Annotated in this window: 19 protein-coding genes; 10 read left to right on the forward strand and 9 right to left on the reverse strand. The window is 68.9% G+C overall.

From position 1 onward, the window contains the following. Positions 1-4: 4 nt before the first annotated feature. Complete coding sequence (locus tag PV646_RS23370; RefSeq protein WP_500344305.1) at positions 5-1,048, reverse strand: LLM class F420-dependent oxidoreductase; 1,044 nt, start codon at positions 1,046-1,048, stop codon at positions 5-7. 45 nt (positions 1,049-1,093) lie between these two features. On the opposite strand from PV646_RS23370, the gene PV646_RS23375 reads away from it, so the two are divergent. Genes PV646_RS23375 through PV646_RS23395 form a run of 5 tightly spaced genes read left to right on the forward strand, consistent with a single transcriptional unit; the run spans position 1,094 to position 5,537 of the window. Next, positions 1,094-2,038 carry a Zn-ribbon domain-containing OB-fold protein gene (locus PV646_RS23375; RefSeq protein ID WP_500344306.1) on the forward strand — a complete coding sequence of 315 codons (945 nt, stop codon included), beginning with the start codon at positions 1,094-1,096 and terminating at the stop codon, positions 2,036-2,038. A 7-nt stretch (positions 2,039-2,045) separates the two neighbouring features. Next, on the forward strand, positions 2,046-3,101 hold the full coding sequence (locus PV646_RS23380; RefSeq protein ID WP_500344307.1) for a thiolase family protein: 1,056 nt from the start codon (positions 2,046-2,048) through the stop codon (positions 3,099-3,101). Then, positions 3,101-4,243, forward strand: a complete 1,143-nt coding sequence (locus PV646_RS23385) for a thiolase family protein (RefSeq protein ID WP_500344308.1) — start codon at positions 3,101-3,103, stop codon at positions 4,241-4,243. Before PV646_RS23380 ends, PV646_RS23385 begins: the two co-directional genes overlap by 1 nt. Beyond that, entirely contained in the window at positions 4,240-5,100 is an 861-nt protein-coding gene (locus tag PV646_RS23390; protein WP_500344309.1) for a TIGR03619 family F420-dependent LLM class oxidoreductase, read from the forward strand. The genes PV646_RS23385 and PV646_RS23390 overlap by 4 nt, the downstream gene beginning before the upstream one ends. Then, positions 5,097-5,537 carry a nuclear transport factor 2 family protein gene (locus PV646_RS23395; protein ID WP_500344310.1) on the forward strand — a complete coding sequence of 147 codons (441 nt, stop codon included), beginning with the start codon at positions 5,097-5,099 and terminating at the stop codon, positions 5,535-5,537. Before PV646_RS23390 ends, PV646_RS23395 begins: the two co-directional genes overlap by 4 nt. A gap of 55 nt (positions 5,538-5,592) precedes the next feature. Here PV646_RS23395 and PV646_RS23400 read toward each other — a convergent pair whose 3' ends face one another. Beyond that, positions 5,593-6,819, reverse strand: a complete 1,227-nt coding sequence (locus PV646_RS23400; protein WP_500344311.1) for a cytochrome P450 — start codon at positions 6,817-6,819, stop codon at positions 5,593-5,595. 287 nt (positions 6,820-7,106) lie between these two features. On the opposite strand from PV646_RS23400, the gene PV646_RS23405 reads away from it, so the two are divergent. After that, positions 7,107-8,234 carry a steroid 3-ketoacyl-CoA thiolase gene (locus PV646_RS23405; protein ID WP_500344312.1) on the forward strand — a complete coding sequence of 376 codons (1,128 nt, stop codon included), beginning with the start codon at positions 7,107-7,109 and terminating at the stop codon, positions 8,232-8,234. Here the strand turns inward: PV646_RS23405 and PV646_RS23410 are convergent. From PV646_RS23410 to PV646_RS23420, 3 genes are read right to left on the reverse strand one after another with little or no spacing between them, the layout of a single operon-like run. Further along, positions 8,218-9,153 (reverse strand): protein kinase family protein, encoded by a 936-nt coding sequence (locus PV646_RS23410; RefSeq protein ID WP_500344313.1) that lies wholly within the window; start codon positions 9,151-9,153, stop codon positions 8,218-8,220. The two genes, PV646_RS23405 and PV646_RS23410, sit on opposite strands and share 17 nt — an antisense overlap. 10 nt (positions 9,154-9,163) lie before the next feature. Further along, positions 9,164-10,018 (reverse strand): SDR family oxidoreductase, encoded by an 855-nt coding sequence (locus tag PV646_RS23415; protein WP_500344314.1) that lies wholly within the window; start codon positions 10,016-10,018, stop codon positions 9,164-9,166. Then, the gene (locus tag PV646_RS23420; protein WP_500344315.1) at positions 10,015-10,776 is read right to left on the reverse strand and encodes an SDR family oxidoreductase; all 762 of its coding nucleotides are present in this window, start codon (positions 10,774-10,776) and stop codon (positions 10,015-10,017) included. Before PV646_RS23420 ends, PV646_RS23415 begins: the two co-directional genes overlap by 4 nt. 63 nt (positions 10,777-10,839) lie before the next feature. Here PV646_RS23420 and PV646_RS23425 point away from each other — a divergent pair, with 63 nt between their 5' ends. From PV646_RS23425 to PV646_RS23440, 4 genes are read left to right on the forward strand one after another with little or no spacing between them, the layout of a single operon-like run. After that, the gene (locus PV646_RS23425; RefSeq protein ID WP_500344316.1) at positions 10,840-11,607 is read left to right on the forward strand and encodes an enoyl-CoA hydratase family protein; all 768 of its coding nucleotides are present in this window, start codon (positions 10,840-10,842) and stop codon (positions 11,605-11,607) included. After that, positions 11,582-12,379, forward strand: coding sequence for a CoA transferase subunit A (locus PV646_RS23430; protein ID WP_500344317.1), 798 nt, complete (start codon positions 11,582-11,584; stop codon positions 12,377-12,379). Before PV646_RS23425 ends, PV646_RS23430 begins: the two co-directional genes overlap by 26 nt. Next, positions 12,376-13,089, forward strand: a complete 714-nt coding sequence (locus PV646_RS23435) for a CoA-transferase subunit beta (protein WP_500344318.1) — start codon at positions 12,376-12,378, stop codon at positions 13,087-13,089. Before PV646_RS23430 ends, PV646_RS23435 begins: the two co-directional genes overlap by 4 nt. Then, positions 13,086-14,135: an NAD(P)H-dependent flavin oxidoreductase gene (locus PV646_RS23440; protein ID WP_500344319.1), complete on the forward strand. Its 1,050-nt coding sequence runs from the start codon at positions 13,086-13,088 to the stop codon at positions 14,133-14,135. The genes PV646_RS23435 and PV646_RS23440 overlap by 4 nt, the downstream gene beginning before the upstream one ends. On the opposite strand, the gene PV646_RS23445 is transcribed toward PV646_RS23440, so the two are convergent. The 4 genes from PV646_RS23445 to PV646_RS23460 are packed head-to-tail and all read right to left on the reverse strand — an operon-like array spanning position 14,119 to position 17,695. Beyond that, positions 14,119-15,249 carry an acetyl-CoA C-acetyltransferase gene (locus PV646_RS23445; RefSeq protein WP_500344320.1) on the reverse strand — a complete coding sequence of 377 codons (1,131 nt, stop codon included), beginning with the start codon at positions 15,247-15,249 and terminating at the stop codon, positions 14,119-14,121. The two genes, PV646_RS23440 and PV646_RS23445, sit on opposite strands and share 17 nt — an antisense overlap. 24 nt (positions 15,250-15,273) lie before the next feature. Next, the gene (locus PV646_RS23450) at positions 15,274-15,870 is read right to left on the reverse strand and encodes a TetR/AcrR family transcriptional regulator (protein ID WP_500344321.1); all 597 of its coding nucleotides are present in this window, start codon (positions 15,868-15,870) and stop codon (positions 15,274-15,276) included. 14 nt (positions 15,871-15,884) lie between these two features. Beyond that, complete coding sequence (locus tag PV646_RS23455; RefSeq protein WP_500344322.1) at positions 15,885-16,628, reverse strand: SDR family oxidoreductase; 744 nt, start codon at positions 16,626-16,628, stop codon at positions 15,885-15,887. Continuing rightward, positions 16,625-17,695, reverse strand: a complete 1,071-nt coding sequence (locus tag PV646_RS23460; RefSeq protein WP_500344323.1) for an acyl-CoA dehydrogenase family protein — start codon at positions 17,693-17,695, stop codon at positions 16,625-16,627. Before PV646_RS23460 ends, PV646_RS23455 begins: the two co-directional genes overlap by 4 nt. Positions 17,696-17,755 lie beyond the last annotated feature (60 nt).

Genomic DNA, 17,755 nt, shown 5'->3' on the forward strand with positions numbered 1-17,755 from the left:
TCACCTACTGACAAGCCTCCGACAAGGCCTTGATCGAGGCAACGTCGCGGCATCCGACGAGCAACGTCGTGACACCCGCCTTCTCCCACCGGCGAACCTCCTCGCGCACGTGCTCGGCGTTCCCGACGATGCTGATCTCGGCCACCAGCTCGTCCGGAACCACCTGCGCGGCCTCGTCCTTGCGTCCGGCCTGGAAGAGCCTGCCGATGTCATCAACGACCTCGCCGTAGCCCATGCGCGTGAACACTTCGGCGTGGAAGTTCATCCCGGGAGCACCCATTCCGCCGATGTACAAAGCGACGAAGGGCTTCAGCATGGCCCGCACCGACGCCGGATCGTCCGTCACGACGACCTGGCACGTGGCCGCGACCTCGAAGTTCTCCCTGCTACGAGGTGAATCCCCTTGGCTCGACTTCGCGAAGCCCTCGTCCAGCCATTCGTTGTACATGTCCGCGAGCCGTGGCGCGTAGTAGATCGCGAGCCATCCGTCCGCGATCTCCGACGTCAGCGCGACGTTCTTCGGACCCTCCGCGCCGAGCCAAATGGGCAGGTCAGCGCGCAACGGATGGGTGATCGGCTTCAACGGTTTGCCGAGCCCCAGCGCACCATGCCCCTGGTACGGCAACGGGTAGTGCGGGCCGTCGTTGCGCACGGGCGCCTCGCGGGCCATCACCTGACGCAGGATCGACACGTACTCCCTGGTCCTGGCCAGGGGTTTCGCGAACGGCCGGCCGTACCAGCCCTCCACGACCTGCGGCCCGGACACCCCGAGCCCCAGGATGAACCGGCCGCCGGAGAGGTGGTCCAGGGTCAGCGCGTGCATCGCGCAGGCGGCCGGCGTCCGCGCCGACATCTGCACGACGGACGTGCCGAGCCGCACCCTCGAAGTCTCGGATCCCCACCACGCCAACGGGGTGAACGCGTCCGAGCCCCACGCCTCGGCGGCGAACACCGCGTCGAAGCCGAATTCCTCCGCCGCCGCCACGAGTTCGGCGGCGTTCAGGGGCGGCTGAGCACCCCAGTACCCGAGCTGCAGACCGAGCTTCATGCCCTCATCTTGCCACCATTTCGAGAACCTGTTTCACTTTGATCTGTGACTCGGCCGCTGAGTGCTCCGCTCGACGTTGGCTTCGACTACACGCGCTCCCTCGGCCCGACGCTGGGCCGGTTCCTCTCGGATCTGCGCCGCCGCAAGGTGACCGGGATCCGGGGCAGCGACGGGCGCGTGCACGTGCCGCCGCTCGAGTACGACCCCGTGACCGCCGAACAGCTCCACGAGTTCGTGGACGTGGCGGCGACCGGTGTCGTGCGCGGGTGGTCGTGGATCCCCGAGCCCCTCGAAGGACAGCCGCTCGACCGGCCGTTCGCCTGGGCGCTCATCCAACTGGACGGCGCGGACACCTCGCTGCTGCACGCCGTCGACGCGGGTGCGCCGGAGCAGATGTCGACCGGCGCTCGCGTGCGGGTGCGATGGCGTGGCGAACGAGTCGGTGCGATCACGGACATCGAGTGCTTCGAGATCTCCGACGAGCCCGCCGACGAACCGGTCGAGGCGGAGGCCGTCACGATGGTCACCACGCCGGTGAACCTCCACTACACGCACTCGGCGTCGCCGACCGAGGACCCGTTCCTGCGCGGTCTCATGGAGGGCAGGCTGATCGCCCAGCGCTGCCCGTCCTGCGAGAAGGTCTACTTCCCGCCGCGCCCCGCCTGCCCCACCGACGGCGTGCCGACGACGGACCAGATCAAGCTCGCCGACCACGGCACGATCACGACGTTCTGCGTGGTCAACGTGCCGTTCCTCGGCCAGCGCATCCCGCCGCCGTACGTCTCGGCGTACGTCCTGCTGGACGGCGCCGACATCCCGTTCCTGCACCTGCTGCTCGGCGTCGCACCCGAGGACGTGCGGATGGGCATGCGTGTGGAGGCGGTCTGGAAGCCGCGCGAGGAGTGGGGCCCGACGATGCAGAACATCGACCACTTCAAGCCGTCCGGTGAGCCGGACGCGCCGTTCGACTCCTACTCCCAGCACCTGTGAGGCTCGCGTGCGTGACATTGCGGTAGTCGGCTTCGCGCAGACGCCCTGCGTGCGCGAGACCGACGGCACCACCAACGGTGTCGAGATGCTGGTGCCGATCTTCCACGAGGTGCTCGGCGGCCTCGGGCTCACCAAGACCGACATCGGGTTCTGGTGCTCGGGCTCCTCGGACTACCTGGCGGGACGCGCGTTCTCGTTCGTCTCGGCGGTCGACGCGATCGGCGCCTTCCCGCCGATCGCCGAGTCGCACGTCGAGATGGACGCCGCGTGGGCGCTCTACGAGGCGTGGGTGAAGCTGCTCTGCGGCGAGATCGACACGGCTCTGGTCTACGGCTTCGGCAAGTCGTCGGCCGGTCAGCTGCGCCGGGTCATGGCCATGCAGCTGGACCCCTACCTCGTCACTCCACTGTGGCCGGACTCGCTCGGCCTGGCCGGCATCCAGGCGCGGATGGGCATCGAGAACGGCCTGTGGGACGAACGCGCGATGGCCTCCGTTGCCGCGCAGAGCCGTCACGCCGCCCTCTCCAACCCACTCGCGCAGCTGTCCGGCGAGGTCGATGCCGACGAACTGCTGACGCTCCCGTACGTCGCCGATCCGTTGCGCCGCCACGACTGCGCGCCGATCACCGACGGCGCGGCCGCGATCGTGCTGGCAGCGGGCGACAAAGCCCGCGAGCTGTGCGAACGTCCCGCGTGGATCACCGGCTTCGAGCACCGCGTCGACTCACCGTCGTTCGGCACGCGCGACCTGACGACCTCGCCGTCCGCGGTGGCAGCGGGCAAGGCGGCGGGCGCTGACGGTGTCGAACTCGCCGAACTGCACGCGCCGTTCACCCACCAGGAACTCCTGCTGCGCCAGGCACTCGGGCTCGGCGACGACGTGACGGTGAACCCGTCCGGCGGTGTGCTGGCGGGCAACCCGATGTTCGCGGCCGGACTGGCTCGCATCGGTGAGGCGGCCCGCCGGATCCACGACGGCACCGCCCAGAAAGTCCTCGGGCACGCCACCAGCGGGCCCCTGCTCCAGCAGAACCTCGTCTGCGTCATGGAAGGGCGTGCGTGATGCGACCGGCAGCAGTGGTCGGCACCGGCCAGACGCACCACGCCGCGAAACGCCTCGACGTGTCGATGGCGGGCCTGTGCCGCGAGGCGATCGACCGCGCGATGGCCGACGCCAGCGTGGACTGGTCCGACATCGACGCCGTGGTCCTCGGCAAGGCACCGGACCTGTTCGAGGGCGTGATGATGCCCGAACTCTTCCTGGCCGACGCCCTGGGCGCCGTCGGGAAACCGTTGCTGCGCGTGCACACCGCCGGTTCGGTCGGCGGCAGCACGGGCAACGTGGCCGCGTCGCTCGTCCAGTCCGGCGTGCACGACCGGGTGCTGGCCGTGGCGTTCGAGAAGCAGTCCGAGTCGAACGCGATGTGGGCGCTGTCCGTGCCGACCCCGTTCACCATGCCGGTGCACGCGGGCGCGGGCGGCTACTTCGCCCCGCACGTGCGTTCCTACATCCGCCGGGCGAGCGCTCCCGAGCACATCGGCGCGATGGTGGCCGCCAAGGACCGCCGCAACGGTTCGAAGAACCCGTACGCCCACCTCAAGCAGCCGGACATCACGGTCGAGTCGGTGCAGGCCTCCACCATGCTGTGGGACCCGATCCGGTACGACGAGACGTGCCCGTCCTCGGACGGCGCCTGCGCGGTGGTGATCTCCTCGGAGCCCACGTCCGGCAAGGCGGCCTGGATCCGTGCCACCGCGATGCGCACCGAGCCCACCACGTTCGCCGGACGCGACCAGGTCAACCCGCAGGCCGGCCGGGACGCCGCGAAGGCGCTGTGGAAGCAGGCGGGCATCACCGACCCGCTGTCCGAAGTGGACGCCGCAGAGATCTACGTGCCGTTCTCGTGGTTCGAGCCGATGTGGCTCGAGAACCTGGGTTTCACCGACATCGGCCAGGGCTGGAAGCTCACCGAGGCGGGCGAGACCGAGATCGGCGGCCGCCTGCCGGTGAACCCGAGCGGCGGCGTCCTGTCGTCCAACCCCATCGGTGCCTCGGGGCTCTTGCGGTTCGCCGAAGCCGCCATGCAGGTCATGGGTACGGCGGGAGAGCACCAGGTGGACGGCGCGCGAGTGGCGCTGGGTCACGCGTACGGCGGTGGGTCGCAGTTCTTCGCCATGTGGGTCGTCGGATCGGAGAAGCCGTGAAGTTCACCGTTGGCATCGCCATGAGCCCGCTCGACCAGCTGACCGAGCTGGCGAAGTGCGCCGAGGAGTGCGGCTACGCCTCGATCGCGCTGCCGGACTCCCTCTTCTTCTCGGAGAAGGTCTCCGCCGACTACCCGTACACCCCCGACGGCTCCCGCATGTGGAACGCCGACACCCCGTGGGTCGACCCGTTCGTCGCCGCTGCCGCGATGGGCGCGGTGACGTCCCGGATCAACTTCTACACGCAGGTCCTGAAACTGGGCTCCCGCAACCCGTTGCTGCTCGCCCGCCAGGTCGGGTCGGTCGCGCACATGACCGGCAACCGGTTCGGCTTCGGTGTGGGTCTCGGCTGGTCGCCGGAGGAGTTCGAGTGGTGCGGTGTGCCGTTCAAGAACCGCGGCGCGCGCGTGGACGAGATGATCGACGTGCTCAAGCTCGTGCTCGGCGGCGGAATGGTCGAGTACCACGGTGACTACTTCGACTTCGACCGGCTGCAGATGTCGCCGGCACCCACTTCGCCGGTGCCGTTCTACGTCGGTGGCCACTCCCCCGCCGCGTTGAAGCGCGCCGCCCGCGTCGGCGACGGCTGGACGTCGGCGATGATCAAGTTCGAGGAGCTGAAGTCGGTCATCACGACGCTCGACGACCTCGGCGCGTTCGAGCGGCCTTTCGAGATCCAGGCCGTGTGCATCGACCGGTTCGGGCTCGACGGCTACAAGCAGATGGCCGAGGCCGGCGTGACCGACACGATCGTCGTGCCGTGGCTGTTCTACGGCGTGGGTTTCGACGGCAGCCTGCAGGCCAAAAAGGACGGACTTCGGCGCTTCGCCGACGAAGTGATCGGAGAGTTGGCATGACAGCGGTGACCTGGACGGCGTCCAAGACCGAAACGCCCGCCCGCGTGGCGTCGTGGCGTTCGATGGACTGCGTGACGCGCGGCGTGAAGGACGAGTGGCTGGCACTCTTCGCCGAGGACGCCGTGGTCGAGGACCCCGTAGGCCCGTCGATGTTCGATGCCGAAGGCAAGGGCCACCACGGCAAAGAGGCGATCGCCGCGTTCTGGGACCTGGCGATCGCCAACGTGGAGCGCTTCGAGTTCGCGATGCACGACTCGTTCGCGGCGGGTTCGGAGTGCGCGAACGTCGGCACGATCAGCGCGTTCCTGCCCGGCGGCGCGCGCGTGGACACCGAGGGCGTGTTCGTCTACAACGTCGGCGAGGACGGCCTGATCAAGTCGATGCGGGCGTTCTGGGAGACCGAGCGGGCCCTGGCGACCCTGCGCGTCGAGACCTGATCCCGCACACAGCATGAGGCCCCTCCATCCGCAGATGGAGGGGCCTCAGTCGTTTTCAGCTGTACTGGACGCGGAACTCCTTGATGCCGTTGAGCCATCCGGACCGCAGCCGCCGCGGCTCCGCGACCTGCCTGATGTTCGGCATGGCGTCCGCGATCGCGTTGAAGATCAGATCGATCTCCAGCCGGGCGAGGTTCGCGCCGATGCAGAAGTGCGCGCCGCTGCCGCCGAACCCGAGGTGCGGGTTGGGGTCGCGGGTGATGTCGAACGTCTCCGGGTTCTCGAAGACCTCCTCGTCGAAGTTGGCCGACGAGTAGAACATCCCGACCCGTTGCCCCTGCTTGATCTCCACGCCGCTCAGTTCGGTGTCGGCCATCGCGGTGCGCTGGAACGACACCACCGGCGTGGCCCACCGGACGATCTCGTCACCGGCCGTGGTGGGACGCTTCTCCTTGTACAGCTCCCACTGCTCGGGGTGGTCGAAGAACGCCTTCATGCCGTGCGTGATGGCGTTGCGCGTGGTCTCGTTGCCCGCCACGGCGAGCAGCAGCACGAAGAACCCGAACTCCTCCGACGCGAGCCCTGCACCGTCCACGTCGGCCTGGACGAGCTTCGTCACGATGTCGGACCGTGGACACTTGCGCCGGTCCTCGGCCATCGTCCACGAGTAGCCGAGCAGTTCCGTGGCGGCGGTCAGCGGTTCGATCTCGAACTCGGGGTCGTCGTAGGCGATCATCTGGTTGGACCAGTCGAAGATCTTGCGGCGGTCGTCCTGCGGAATCCCGATCAGCTCCGCGATGGCCTGCAACGGCAGCTCGCACGCGACGTCCGAGACGAAGTCGCCGCTGCCCTTCTCCAACGCCTCCGCGACGATCTGCTCGGCGCGCGACGCAAGCGCGTCACGCAGGCTGTTCACCGCGCGAGGGGTGAACCCGCGCGACACGATCCCGCGTTGCTTGGTGTGCGTCGGCGGGTCCATGTTCAGCAACAACAACCGCTGCATCTCGATGTTGTCGCGCGGCATGTCCTCCTTGAAGCGGATGATCGCCGTGTTCTCGCGACTGGAGAACAGCTCGCTGTTGCGCGAGATCTCCTTGACGTCGTGGTGCTTCGTCACCACCCAGAAGCCGTCGTCGGGGAACCCCGCCGATCCCTGGGGGATGGAGTTCCACCAGATCGGCGCGGTCCGGCGCAGTTCGGCGAACTCCTCGAACGGCAGCCGGCTCGCGTACATGTCGGGGTCGGTGAAGTCGAAGCCATCCGGGATGCGCGGCTTGCCCACAGGAACCTCCTAGGTGGAACGCGTTCTATCCGATTCAAACACGGTTGCGGCTTGTGCTGAAGCCCCCATGCGGCCAATCTGAAGTCTCACAGGAACGTGTTCTAGTGGTGTGGCTCAGGACGTGGCCGGTGTATTCGCGGTCAGACGGGTGGCTCGTGGTGCCGCCCCCACGCCCTCGTACTGGTTGTACGGGGGTGTGGGGGCGGTGCCACGAGGCGCCCTGCTGAGCACGGATACGCCGCACACGTCCTGAGTCACACCACTATTTCCAGGCCAAGGAGGCTCGCGTGGGCAGTCCGGTGATCGTGGGAGCGGTGCGCACGCCCATCGGCAGGCGGAACGGCTGGTTGTCCGGCCTGCACGCGGCCGAGCTCCTCGGTGCGGCACAACGAGGTCTTCTTGACAGGACCGGACTTGATCCGTCCACCGTCGAACAGGTCATCGGCGGCACCGTCACGCAGGCGGGCGAGCAGTCGAACAACATCACCAGGACGGCCTGGCTGCACGCGGGCCTGCCGCAGACCACCGGCTGCACCACGGTCGACGCCCAGTGCGGCTCGGCCCAGCAGTCCACGCACCTCATCGCCGGGCTCATCGCGGCGGGCGCGATCGACGCCGGCATCGCGTGCGGGGTCGAGGCGATGAGCCGCGTGCCGTTGCGCAGCAACATCGGCGAGACCGGGATGCCGCGCCCCGACTCGTGGACGATCGACCTGCCCAACCAGTTCGTGGCCGCCGAACGGGTCGCGGCCCGGCGTGGCATCGGGCGCGAGGAGGTCGACCGGTTCGGTGTCCAGTCCCAGAACCGCGCGCGGGCCGCGTGGGCGGCGGGCCGGTTCACCGCCGAGGTCGTGCCGGTCAAGGTCGGCGAGGACCTGGTGGACACCGATCAGGGGCTGCGGGAGACGTCACTGGAGGCGTTGGCCGCGTTGAAGGCGGTCGTGCCGGACGGCGTGCACACCGCCGGCACGTCGTCGCAGATCTCGGACGGCGCCTCGGCCGTGATGGTCGTGGACGAGGAGTTCGCGCGGGCCCACGGGCTCACACCACGGGCGCGGATCGTCACGCAGTGCCTGGTCGGGTCAGACCCGTACTACCACCTGGACGGGCCGGTCGACGCCACCGCGCGGTTGTTGCAGCGCAGCGGCATGAAGATGGCCGACATCGACCTGTTCGAGGTCAACGAGGCGTTCGCGTCCGTCGTGCTGTCGTGGGCGGCGGTGCACCGGCCGAACCTCGACCGGGTCAACGTCAACGGTGGCGCCATCGCGATCGGTCACCCCGTGGGCAGCAGCGGCACGCGGTTGATCACGACCGCGCTGCACGAACTGGAGCGCCGGGACGCTTCGACCGCGTTGATCACGATGTGCGCGGGCGGCGCCATGGCCACCGGCACGATCATCGAACGGATCTGAACGGGTACGGCGCTCGCCGGCTCTCGTTCTGAAACCGGCGGTAGAAGTCCTTCATCACCGCGGCCACGTCGTTGTGGCGGTGGAGGATCTCGGCGATACGTGGCGGGACTCCCTCGGACCGCAACGCGTACGCGAACCACCACACCAGGCGCGCGGTGGTGTAGTGGCGGTCGTAGTCCTGGTGCTCGGCGAAGAACGCGATCTCCTGCTCGGACAGGTCGAACCGGGAGGAGATCGCGAGGCCGTAGTCCGCGAAGTACAGGCGCTCGCCATCGGTCAGGACGTTCCAGAAGTGGCCGTCGAAGTGCAGCAGGCCCTGGGAGTTCATGAACTCCACTCCGGCCGCCAGCTCCCGTTCGACCGTCTCGCAAGCGCTTTCGAGGTCGTCCTGGCTGTTCAGCCAGTCGTGCAGGTTGTGCGGGAAGTACTCCAGGAACAACGCGATGCTCGACTTCGACGCCCGCAGCGCCTCGATCCGGGGGCCGATCTCGGGTCCCCAGTAGTCGACCGCCTGGTCCAGTTCCTCGGGAAGCGTCTGGTCGAGGTGGGGCAGAACCCGCCAGTGGTACATCAACGGGAAGCCGTCGTGCTCACCCCTCAGCACCCACTCGGTCGTCATGGTGTGCACGGCCAGTTCGCGCCACGCCCCGAAGCCCACTCCGCCGATCAACCCGACGCCGTAGTGCATGTGCACGGGCAGGTCGTAGAGGTTCGCCGTCGACCCGGGGTGCTGCAGTTCCAGGTCGGTCAACGGCAACCGCTTCACGAACACCTGGGTGCCCGCGACGTCCAGCAGCGCCGTCGGCCCGCCGATGCCCGCTCCGGCCGGCTCGGCCCGTTCCAGCAGGTCAGCCAGCTCGTCGTCGCTGAGTCGCGACAAGCTGGCCGAGACGGCGGTGTGGGTGCTCAGGCGGGTCACATGATCGAAGTTACTCGGCCCCGTAGACCGGCGTCGGGTGGTCGTCGGCGACCAGCTTGCGCACGACGCTCCCGAGTTCGTCCGGCGACCACCGCGCGCCCTTGTCGATCTCCGGCCCGCGCTGCCACCCGTGCACCACGCAGACACGTCCGCCGTCGACCTCGAACATCCGGCCGGTCACGTCCCCGGCCTCCTCGCTGCCGAGCCACACGACCAGTGGCGAGACGTTCTCCGGGGCCATCGCGTCGAACCCGTCCTCCGGCGCCGCCATCATGTCCGCGAACGTCGCCTCGGTCATCCTGGTCCGCGCGGCGGGGGCGATCGCGTTGACCGTGACCCCGTATCGGGCCAGTTCGGCCGCCGCGACCAGCGTCAACGAGGCGATACCGGCTTTGGCCGCCGAGTAGTTGGCCTGCCCGACGCTGCCGAACAGTCCCGCGCCGGACGACGTGTTGATCACCCGGCCGCTCACCGCGCCCCCCGCCTTGTGCACGGCACGCCAGTGCGCGGCGGCGTGGTGCAGCGTCGCGAAGTGGCCCTTGAGGTGCACCCGGACGACCTCGTCCCACTCGTCCTCACTGCACCCGACGACCATCCGGTCGCGCACGATGCCGGCGTTGTTGACCAGCACGTCCAGCCCGCCGAACTCCGACACCGCGGTCTCCACCAGCCGTTGCGCGCCGGACCAGGTGCCGACGTCGTCGGTGTTGACGATCGCCCTTGGCCCGATCTGCTCCGCCACCTCACCCGCGACCGCCGCGGACAGGTCGTTCACCACGACCCTCGCCCCGGTGGCGCCGAACGCCAGCGCGTGGGCCCGGCCGATGCCCCGCCCCGCTCCCGTCACGATCACGACCCGGCTCATCCAGAACCCCCATCGGCTGCGGTCAGGAACGCGGGCGCTTCTCCCCCGCCATGCACGACCAAGGTCGCGCCGCTCACGTACGACGCCAACGGTGAAGCCAGGAACACGGCACACGCGCCGACCTCGTCCGGTGACGCGAGACGCCCCATCGGCACGGTCTTGGCCACGGCCTCGATCCCGGCCTCGGAGCCGTAATGCAGGTGCGACTGTTCGGTCCGCACCATTCCGACGGCCAGAGCGTTGACGCGCACCTTCGGCGCCCACTCGACGGCCAGCGACGACGTCAGGTTGTCGAGACCGGCCTTGGCCGCGCCGTAAGCAGCGGTACCGGGCGACGGACGCCGTCCGCTGACGCTGCTCACGTTCACGATCGACCCGCCGGACGCCTGCGCCTGCATCACGGCGTTGGCCGCCTGGGACACCAGCAGCGGTGCCAGCAGGTTCAACTCGACGATCTTGGAGTGGAACCGCGGCGAAGCCTTGTCCGCCAACACGAACGGCGCCCCACCGGCGTTGTTGACCACCACGTCCAACCGGCCGTGGTCAGCGACGATCCCGGACACCAGCCCGGAAACCTGCTCGGCGTCCCGAACGTCACATGGCACGAACGACGCGCCGTCGACTTCGGCCGGCCGGCGCGCACACGTCACGACGACCGCCCCGGCGGCGAGAAACGCACGGGTGATGCCGAGTCCGACACCCCGCACGCCGCCCGTCACGAGGACCACTGCTCCGTCGAGGTCCAGTTCCACAAGCACCTACCCCGGTCGCTCCGGCACTGCTAAGTTACCAAGCAATCGCTTGGTTCGGAAGGCGGCTCCATGGGAATCTCCAGCAGCCACACCGAAAACGGCATCATCGAGGTCACCATCGACTATCCCCCGGTCAACGCCATCCCGTCCCAGGGGTGGTTCGAACTGGGCAAGGCCATCACGTCGGCGGGTGAGGACCCGGAGGCACGGGTGGTGATCCTGAGGGCCGAGAACCGCGGCTTCTGCGCGGGGGTCGACCTCAAGGAGATCCAGCGGGCCGAGGGCTACAACGCGCTCGTGGCAGCCAATCGGGGGTGCGCCAAGGCTTTCGCGGCCGTGTACGACTGCGAGGTGCCGGTGATCGCCGCGGTGAACGGGTTCTGCCTCGGTGGCGGTGTGGGACTGGTCGGCAACGCGGACATCATCGTGGCGTCCGACGACGCCACGTTCGGGCTGCCCGAGGTCGATCGAGGGGCGCTGGGCGCGGCCACGCACCTGGCCCGGCTCGTTCCGCAGCACCTCATGCGGACGCTGTACTACACGGCCCGCAACGTCAGCGCGCAAACCCTGCACCACCACGGCAGCGTCGTCGAGGTCGTGTCACGCGCACAACTCGACGACGCGGCCCGCGAGATCGCCAAGGAGATCGCGAAGAAGGACACGACGGTGATCCGTGCGGCCAAGGAGGCCATCAACGGCATCGACCCGCAGCGCGTGCACCAGAGCTATCGCTTCGAGCAGGGCTTCACCTTCGAGCTGAACCTCACCGGTGTGTCGGACCACGCCCGGCAGGCCTTCCTGGACGGAAACCATGCGCGACAAGCGAATGACAGCTGACGAGGTCGTCGGCGAGATCAAGGACGGGATGACCGTCGGCGTCGGCGGCTGGGGCTCGCGGCGCAAGCCGATGACCCTGGTCAAGGCGTTGCTGCGGACGGGGGTCAAGGACCTGACCGTCGTCACGTACGGCGGCGCGGACGCCGGGTTGCTGTGCGCGGCGGGCAAGGTCCGCAAGCTCGTCTACGGTTTCGTCTCGCTCGACTCGATCCCGTACGACCCGTGGTTCAAGCGGGCGCGCGAGACCGCCACGATCGAGGTGCTGGAGCTGGACGAGGGCATGTTCCAGACCGGCCTGCGGGCGGCGGGGCACCGGCTGCCGTTCCTGCCGATCAGGGCGGGACTCGGGTCGGACGTGCTGAAGTACGCGCCGGAGCTCAAGACCGTGCGATCGCCCTACGACGACGGCGAGGAACTCGTCGCCATGCCGGCGTTGAAGCTCGACGTCGCGTTGGTGCACCTCAACCGCGCGGACAAGCACGGCAACGCCCAGTACCTCGGGCCTGATCCGTACTTCGACGACCTGTTCTGCCTGGCCGCCGATCGGCGTTACGTCTCGTGCGAGCAGATCGTGGAGACGTTCGACGGGCCGCCGCAGACGTTGCTGCTCAACCGGATGATGGTCGACGGCGTGGTGGAAGCGCCTGGTGGTGCGGGTTTCACGAGTTGCGTGCCCGACTACGGCCGTGACGAGGCCCTTCAGCGCGAGTACGCCAACGCGGCGTCCGACCTGGAGACCTGGCCGGAGTTCTACGAGAGGTTCCTCGGATGAGCGACATCACGCGCGCCGAAGTCTGCGTCGCGGCCTGCGCCGACCTGTTCCTCGGCGCCGGGGAGACCCTGGCCAGCCCGATGGGTCTCATCCCTTCGCTGGGCGCGAGACTGGCGAGGCTCACCACCGAGCCCGACCTGCTGCTCAGCGACGGCGAGGCGTTCCTGCTCACGCCCGAGTCCACCATCGAGGGCTGGCTGCCGTACCGGAAGGTGTTCGACGTCGTCGCGCACGGCCGCCGGCACGTCGTGATGGGCGCGAACCAGGTCGACCGGTTCGGCAACCAGAACATCTCCGCGATCGGCGACCACGCGCGTCCCACCCGCCAGCTCCTCGGATTCCGGGGCGCACCGGGCAACACCGTCAACCACCGCACCAGCTACTGGGTGCCACGGCACAGCCCGCGCGTGCTGGTCGAGGCGGTGGACGTGGTGTCCGGCGTCGGCTACGACAAAGCCGCCGGGCCGTTCCACGACGTCCACCGCGTCGTCACGAACCTGGCCGTGCTCGGCTTCGACACCCCGGACCACTCGATGCGCATCCTCTCCGTGCACCCCGGGGTGTCGGTCGACGAGGTGCAGAAGCAGACGTCGTTCCCGTTGGTAGCTCAGGACGTGGCCGAGACCCGCCTACCCACTGACGAGGAACTGGACCTGATCCGGACGAAGCTCGATCCGGGTAGCAAGCGGGACAAGGAAGTCCCGTCGTGAGGACCGCGCTCACCGACCTGGTCGGCGTGCGGCACCCGGTCGTGCAGACCGGGATGGGCTGGGTCGCGGGACCACGGCTGGTGTCCGCGACCGCCGAGGCGGGCGGGCTCGGCATCCTGGCCTCGGCCACCATGACCTACCCGGAGCTCGAAGCCGCGATCAAGGAGACCCGCGCGCGCACGACCGCGCCGTTCGGCGTGAACCTGCGGGCCGACGCGCACGACGCCCCGGAACGGATCGACCTGCTGATCCGCGAACAGGTGAAGGTCGCCTCCTTCGCGCTGGCACCGAAACCGGACATGATCGCGAAGCTGAACGACGCGGGTGTCGTGGTGATCCCGTCGATCGGCGCGGCCCGGCACGCCGAGAAGGTCGCGCAGTGGGGCGCCCACGCGGTGATCGTGCAGGGCGGCGAGGGCGGCGGCCACACCGGTGGTGTCGCGACAACCCTGCTGCTCCCGAGCGTGCTGGACGCCGTCGACATCCCGGTGGTCGCGGCCGGGGGATTCTTCGACGGCCGGGGCCTCGCCGCCGCGCTGGCGTACGGCGCGGCCGGCATCGCGATGGGCACGAGGTTCCTGCTCACCCAGGAGAGCACGGTCCCGGACGCGGTGAAACAGGCTTACCTGCAACGGGATCTGAACGGCACGGTCGTGACCACGCGCGTCGACGGTCTGCCGCACCGGGTCCTGCGGTCGGATCTCGTCGAGCACCTCGAGAAGTCCGGACGGGTCAGCAGTCTCGCGCGGGCCGTCGCCAACGCCGCCAGGTTCCGGCAGCACACGGGGTTGTCGTGGCGCGCGATGATCCGCGAGGGCCTGGCCATGAAGCACGGCAAGGACCTCACGTGGTCGCAGGTGATCATGGCGGCGAACACGCCGATGCTGCTCAAGGCCGGTCTGGTCGAGGGCCGCACCGACGCGGGTGTGCTCGCGTCGGGGCAGGTCGCCGGACTGCTCGGCGACCTGCCGACGTGCGCGGACCTGATCGAGACGATCGTGCAGGACGCCGAGGCGGCGATCGACCGGCTCAGAGCCGTTCGATGATCGTCACGTTCGCCTGACCACCGCCCTCGCACATGGTCTGCAGCCCGAACCGGCCACCCGTCCGCTCCAGTTCGTGCAGCAACGTCGTGAAGAGCTTCGTGCCGGTCGCGCCGATCGGGTGGCCGAGGGCGAGCGCTCCCCCGTTGACGTTCACGCGACCCAGGTCGATCCTCAGCTCCTTGGCCCAGGCCAGCGCGACCGACGCGAACGCCTCGTTGATCTCGAACAGGTCGATGTCCGCAATGGACATCCCGGCTCGTTCCAGCGCGTACTTCGTCGCCCGGATCGGCGCCGTCAGCATGTAGATCGGGTCGGAGCCGCGCGCGGACATGTGGTGCACGCGGGCCCGCGGCGTCAGCTTGTGCTCGCGCACCGCCCGTTCCGACACGACCAGCACCGCCGAGGCACCGTCGGAGATCTGCGACGACAACGCCGCCGTCGTCCGCCCGCCGGGCCGCAACGGCTGCAACTTCGCCATCTTCTCCGCGCTGGTGTCCGGGCGCGGGCACTCGTCGGCCGCGACCCCGTTCACCGGCGCGATCTCCCGGTCGAACCGGCCCTCCTTGATGGCCGTGATCGCCCGGAGATGGCTCTGCAGCGCGTACTCCTCCATCTCACGCCGCGACAGGTCCCAGCGCACGGCGATCAGGTCGGCCGCCCGGAACTGGTTGACCTCCTCGTCGCCGTACCGGTGCTGCCAGCCCTCGCAACCCTCGAACGGACTCACCGTCATGGCCGCGCCGATCGGCACCTGCGACATGTTCTGCACACCGCCCGCGACGACGACGTCGGCCGTGCCGCTCATCACCGCCTGCGCCGCGAAGTGCAGCGCCTGCTGGCTCGACCCGCACTGCCGGTCGACCGTCACCCCCGGCACCTGTTCCGGGAAACCCGCGGCCAGCCAGGACGTGCGCGCGATGTCGCCGGCCTGCGGGCCGACCGTGTCCACGCAACCGAAGATCACGTCGTCCACGTCCGTCGGATCAACGTCGACCCGGTTGAGCAGTGCCGTGATCACGTGCGCGCCGAGATCCGCGGGGTGCACGTGGCTCAGCTCGCCACCACGCCTGCCCGCCGGGGTCCGCACAGCCTCGATGATGTACGCCTCGGCCACGAGGGCCCTCCTTCTACGTCCTTGCTACGTCTTGGAGTTCTTCCGGCGGCCCGTGGCGATGCCGTCGAGCAGGATCGCGAGGTACTGGTCGGCCACCGCCTCCGCCGACAGGCCGCCGTCCGGCCGGTACCACCGCACGGCCACCCACACCGTGTCGCGGATGAACCGGTACGCCACGTCAACGTCGAGGTCGGCGCGGAACACACCCGCGCGCATGCCCTCCTCCAGCAGCACCGTCCACAGCTTGCGGAACTCCACGCTGCGGTCCTCGATGTAGGAGAACCGCTCCAGTGGCGTGAGGTGCTTGGCCTCGTTCTGGTAGATCGCGACGGCCGCGTGCCGGGTGTCGATCGCCTCGAACGACGCCACGACCAGCGCTTTCAACGTCTGCTTCGGGCCGACGCCCGCCTCGACGACCTCCCGGTACCGCGTGAACAGCTCGTCCAGGAACGTCCGCAGGATCTCGTCCACCATCGACTCCTTGGAGTCGAAGTGGTGGTAGAGGCTGCCGGACAGGATGCCCGCCGCGTCGGCGATGTCCCTCACCGTGGTCTGCCCGTACCCACGTTCGGCGAACATCTTCGCGGCGAGCTCCAGCAGCTCCGCCCTCCGGCTACTCATCGGTCGTTCCTTCCTCACGGGTGCTGACTGCTCACCGAGACGACCTCGCCCGTCAGGTAGGACGAGTAGTCGCTGGCGAGGAACACGATCACATTCGCGACCTCCCAGGGCTCGGCGGCGCGCCCGAAGGCTTCTCGGGACGCCAGTTCCGTGAGCAACTCCTCACTGGTGACCTTGGCCAGGAACGGGTGCGCCGCCAAGCTCGGCGCGACCGCGTTCACCCGGATGCCGTGCTCGGCGACGTCCATCGCGGCGCACCTGGTGAGCGCCATGACCCCGGCTTTCGCTGCGGCGTAATGGGCTTGACCCTTCTGGGCGCGCCAGCCGATCACACTGGAGTTGTTAACGACGACACCGCTTCGTTGGACGACCATTTGGCGTAGCGCGGCCCTGGTGCAGCGGAAGGTGCCGTTCAGCGTGACGTCGAGGACGCGCGCCCACTCGTCGTCGGCCATGTCCAGCACGGACTTCTCACCGCCGAGGCCGGCGTTGTTGACCATCACGTCGATGCGGCCGTAGCGCTCTACCGTCTCGTCGACCAGCCTTTGCACCTGCTGTTCGTCGGTGACGTCGCACGGGATGGCGTGCGCGGTGCCCAGCGCCTCGTGGGTCTCCTTGAGGCGGCGTTCGTGCCAGTCGCTGATGATCACGGTGGCGCCCTCTTCGAGGCAGCGCTTCGCGGTCGCACTCCCGATGCCGGTGCCGGCCGCGGCCGTGACCACGACGATCTTGTCCCGGAGCAGGTCGTGGCCGGTCATCGGGGCAGCCCCAGGATGCGGTGGGCGATGATCTCGCGCTGGATCTCGTCGGAGCCGCCGTAGATCGTCTCCGCGCGGCTGAACAGGAACATGCGCTGCCACTCGTTGTCGTCGATCATCGACTCGGGGCCGAGCGAGTCCATCGCGAGCTCGCCGAGCCTGCGGTGCCAGCTCCCCCAGAACAGCTTCAGCACGGACGCCTCCGGGCCCGGTTCGTCGTTCAGGGTCCTCATCGTGTGCGAGCGCATGACGTGCAGTTCGAGCCACGCCCTGGTGAGGCGTTCGTCGTCGCTGTTCGCCATGATCGCGTCGAGCTGGCGGCGGAAGCTCACCTGGTGGCCGAGCATCGCGGTGCCGCGTTCGAAGCCCAGGGTGGCCATGGCGATCTTCCAGCCCTCGCCCGGCTCGCCGACGACGTTCTCCTTCGCCGTGACGGCGCCGTCGAAGAAGACCTCGTTGAACTCGGACGTGCCGGTGAGCTGGCGGATCGGCCGCACCTCGATGCCCGGCTGGTCCATGGGCACGAGCAGGTACGAGAGGCCGTGATGTCGTTGAGAGCCTGGCTCGGTGCGGCACAGGACGAAGATCCAGTCGGAGTAGTGCGCGTTCGACGTCCAGATCTTCTGGCCGTTGATCACCCACCGGTCGCCTTCGAGGGCCGCCTTGGTCTGCACCGACGCGAGGTCGGAGCCCGCGCCCGGTTCCGAGTAACCCTGACACCACAGCTCGTCGAGGCTGCGGATCCTGGGCAGGAAGCGGGCCTTCTGCTCCGGTGTGCCGAACGCGACGAGTGTCGGGCCGAGCAGCCCCTCGCCGACGATGTCGACCTTCGCCGGGGCGTCGGCCTCCGCGTACTCCTCGTGGAAGACGACCTGTTCCTCCACGCTGCGCTCACCGGGCCAGCCGAGGCACGTCCACCCGCTCCGCGCGAGATGCCGGTGCCACCGCAGCCGCCCCTCGAACGCCTCGTGCTCGCGCCCCGGTCCACCCAGGCCGCGCAGCTCAGCGAACTCACCGACGAGGTTGGCGGACAACCATTCCCGCACCTCGCGCCGGAAGGACTCCATGGGCCATACTCTAACCTACCAAGCACTTGCTTTGGAGGACGTCGTGGTCAACGTTCCAAG

This window comes from Streptomyces sp. ID05-26A (genome assembly GCF_033794685.1).
GTDB lineage: Bacteria > Actinomycetota > Actinomycetes > Mycobacteriales > Pseudonocardiaceae > Lentzea.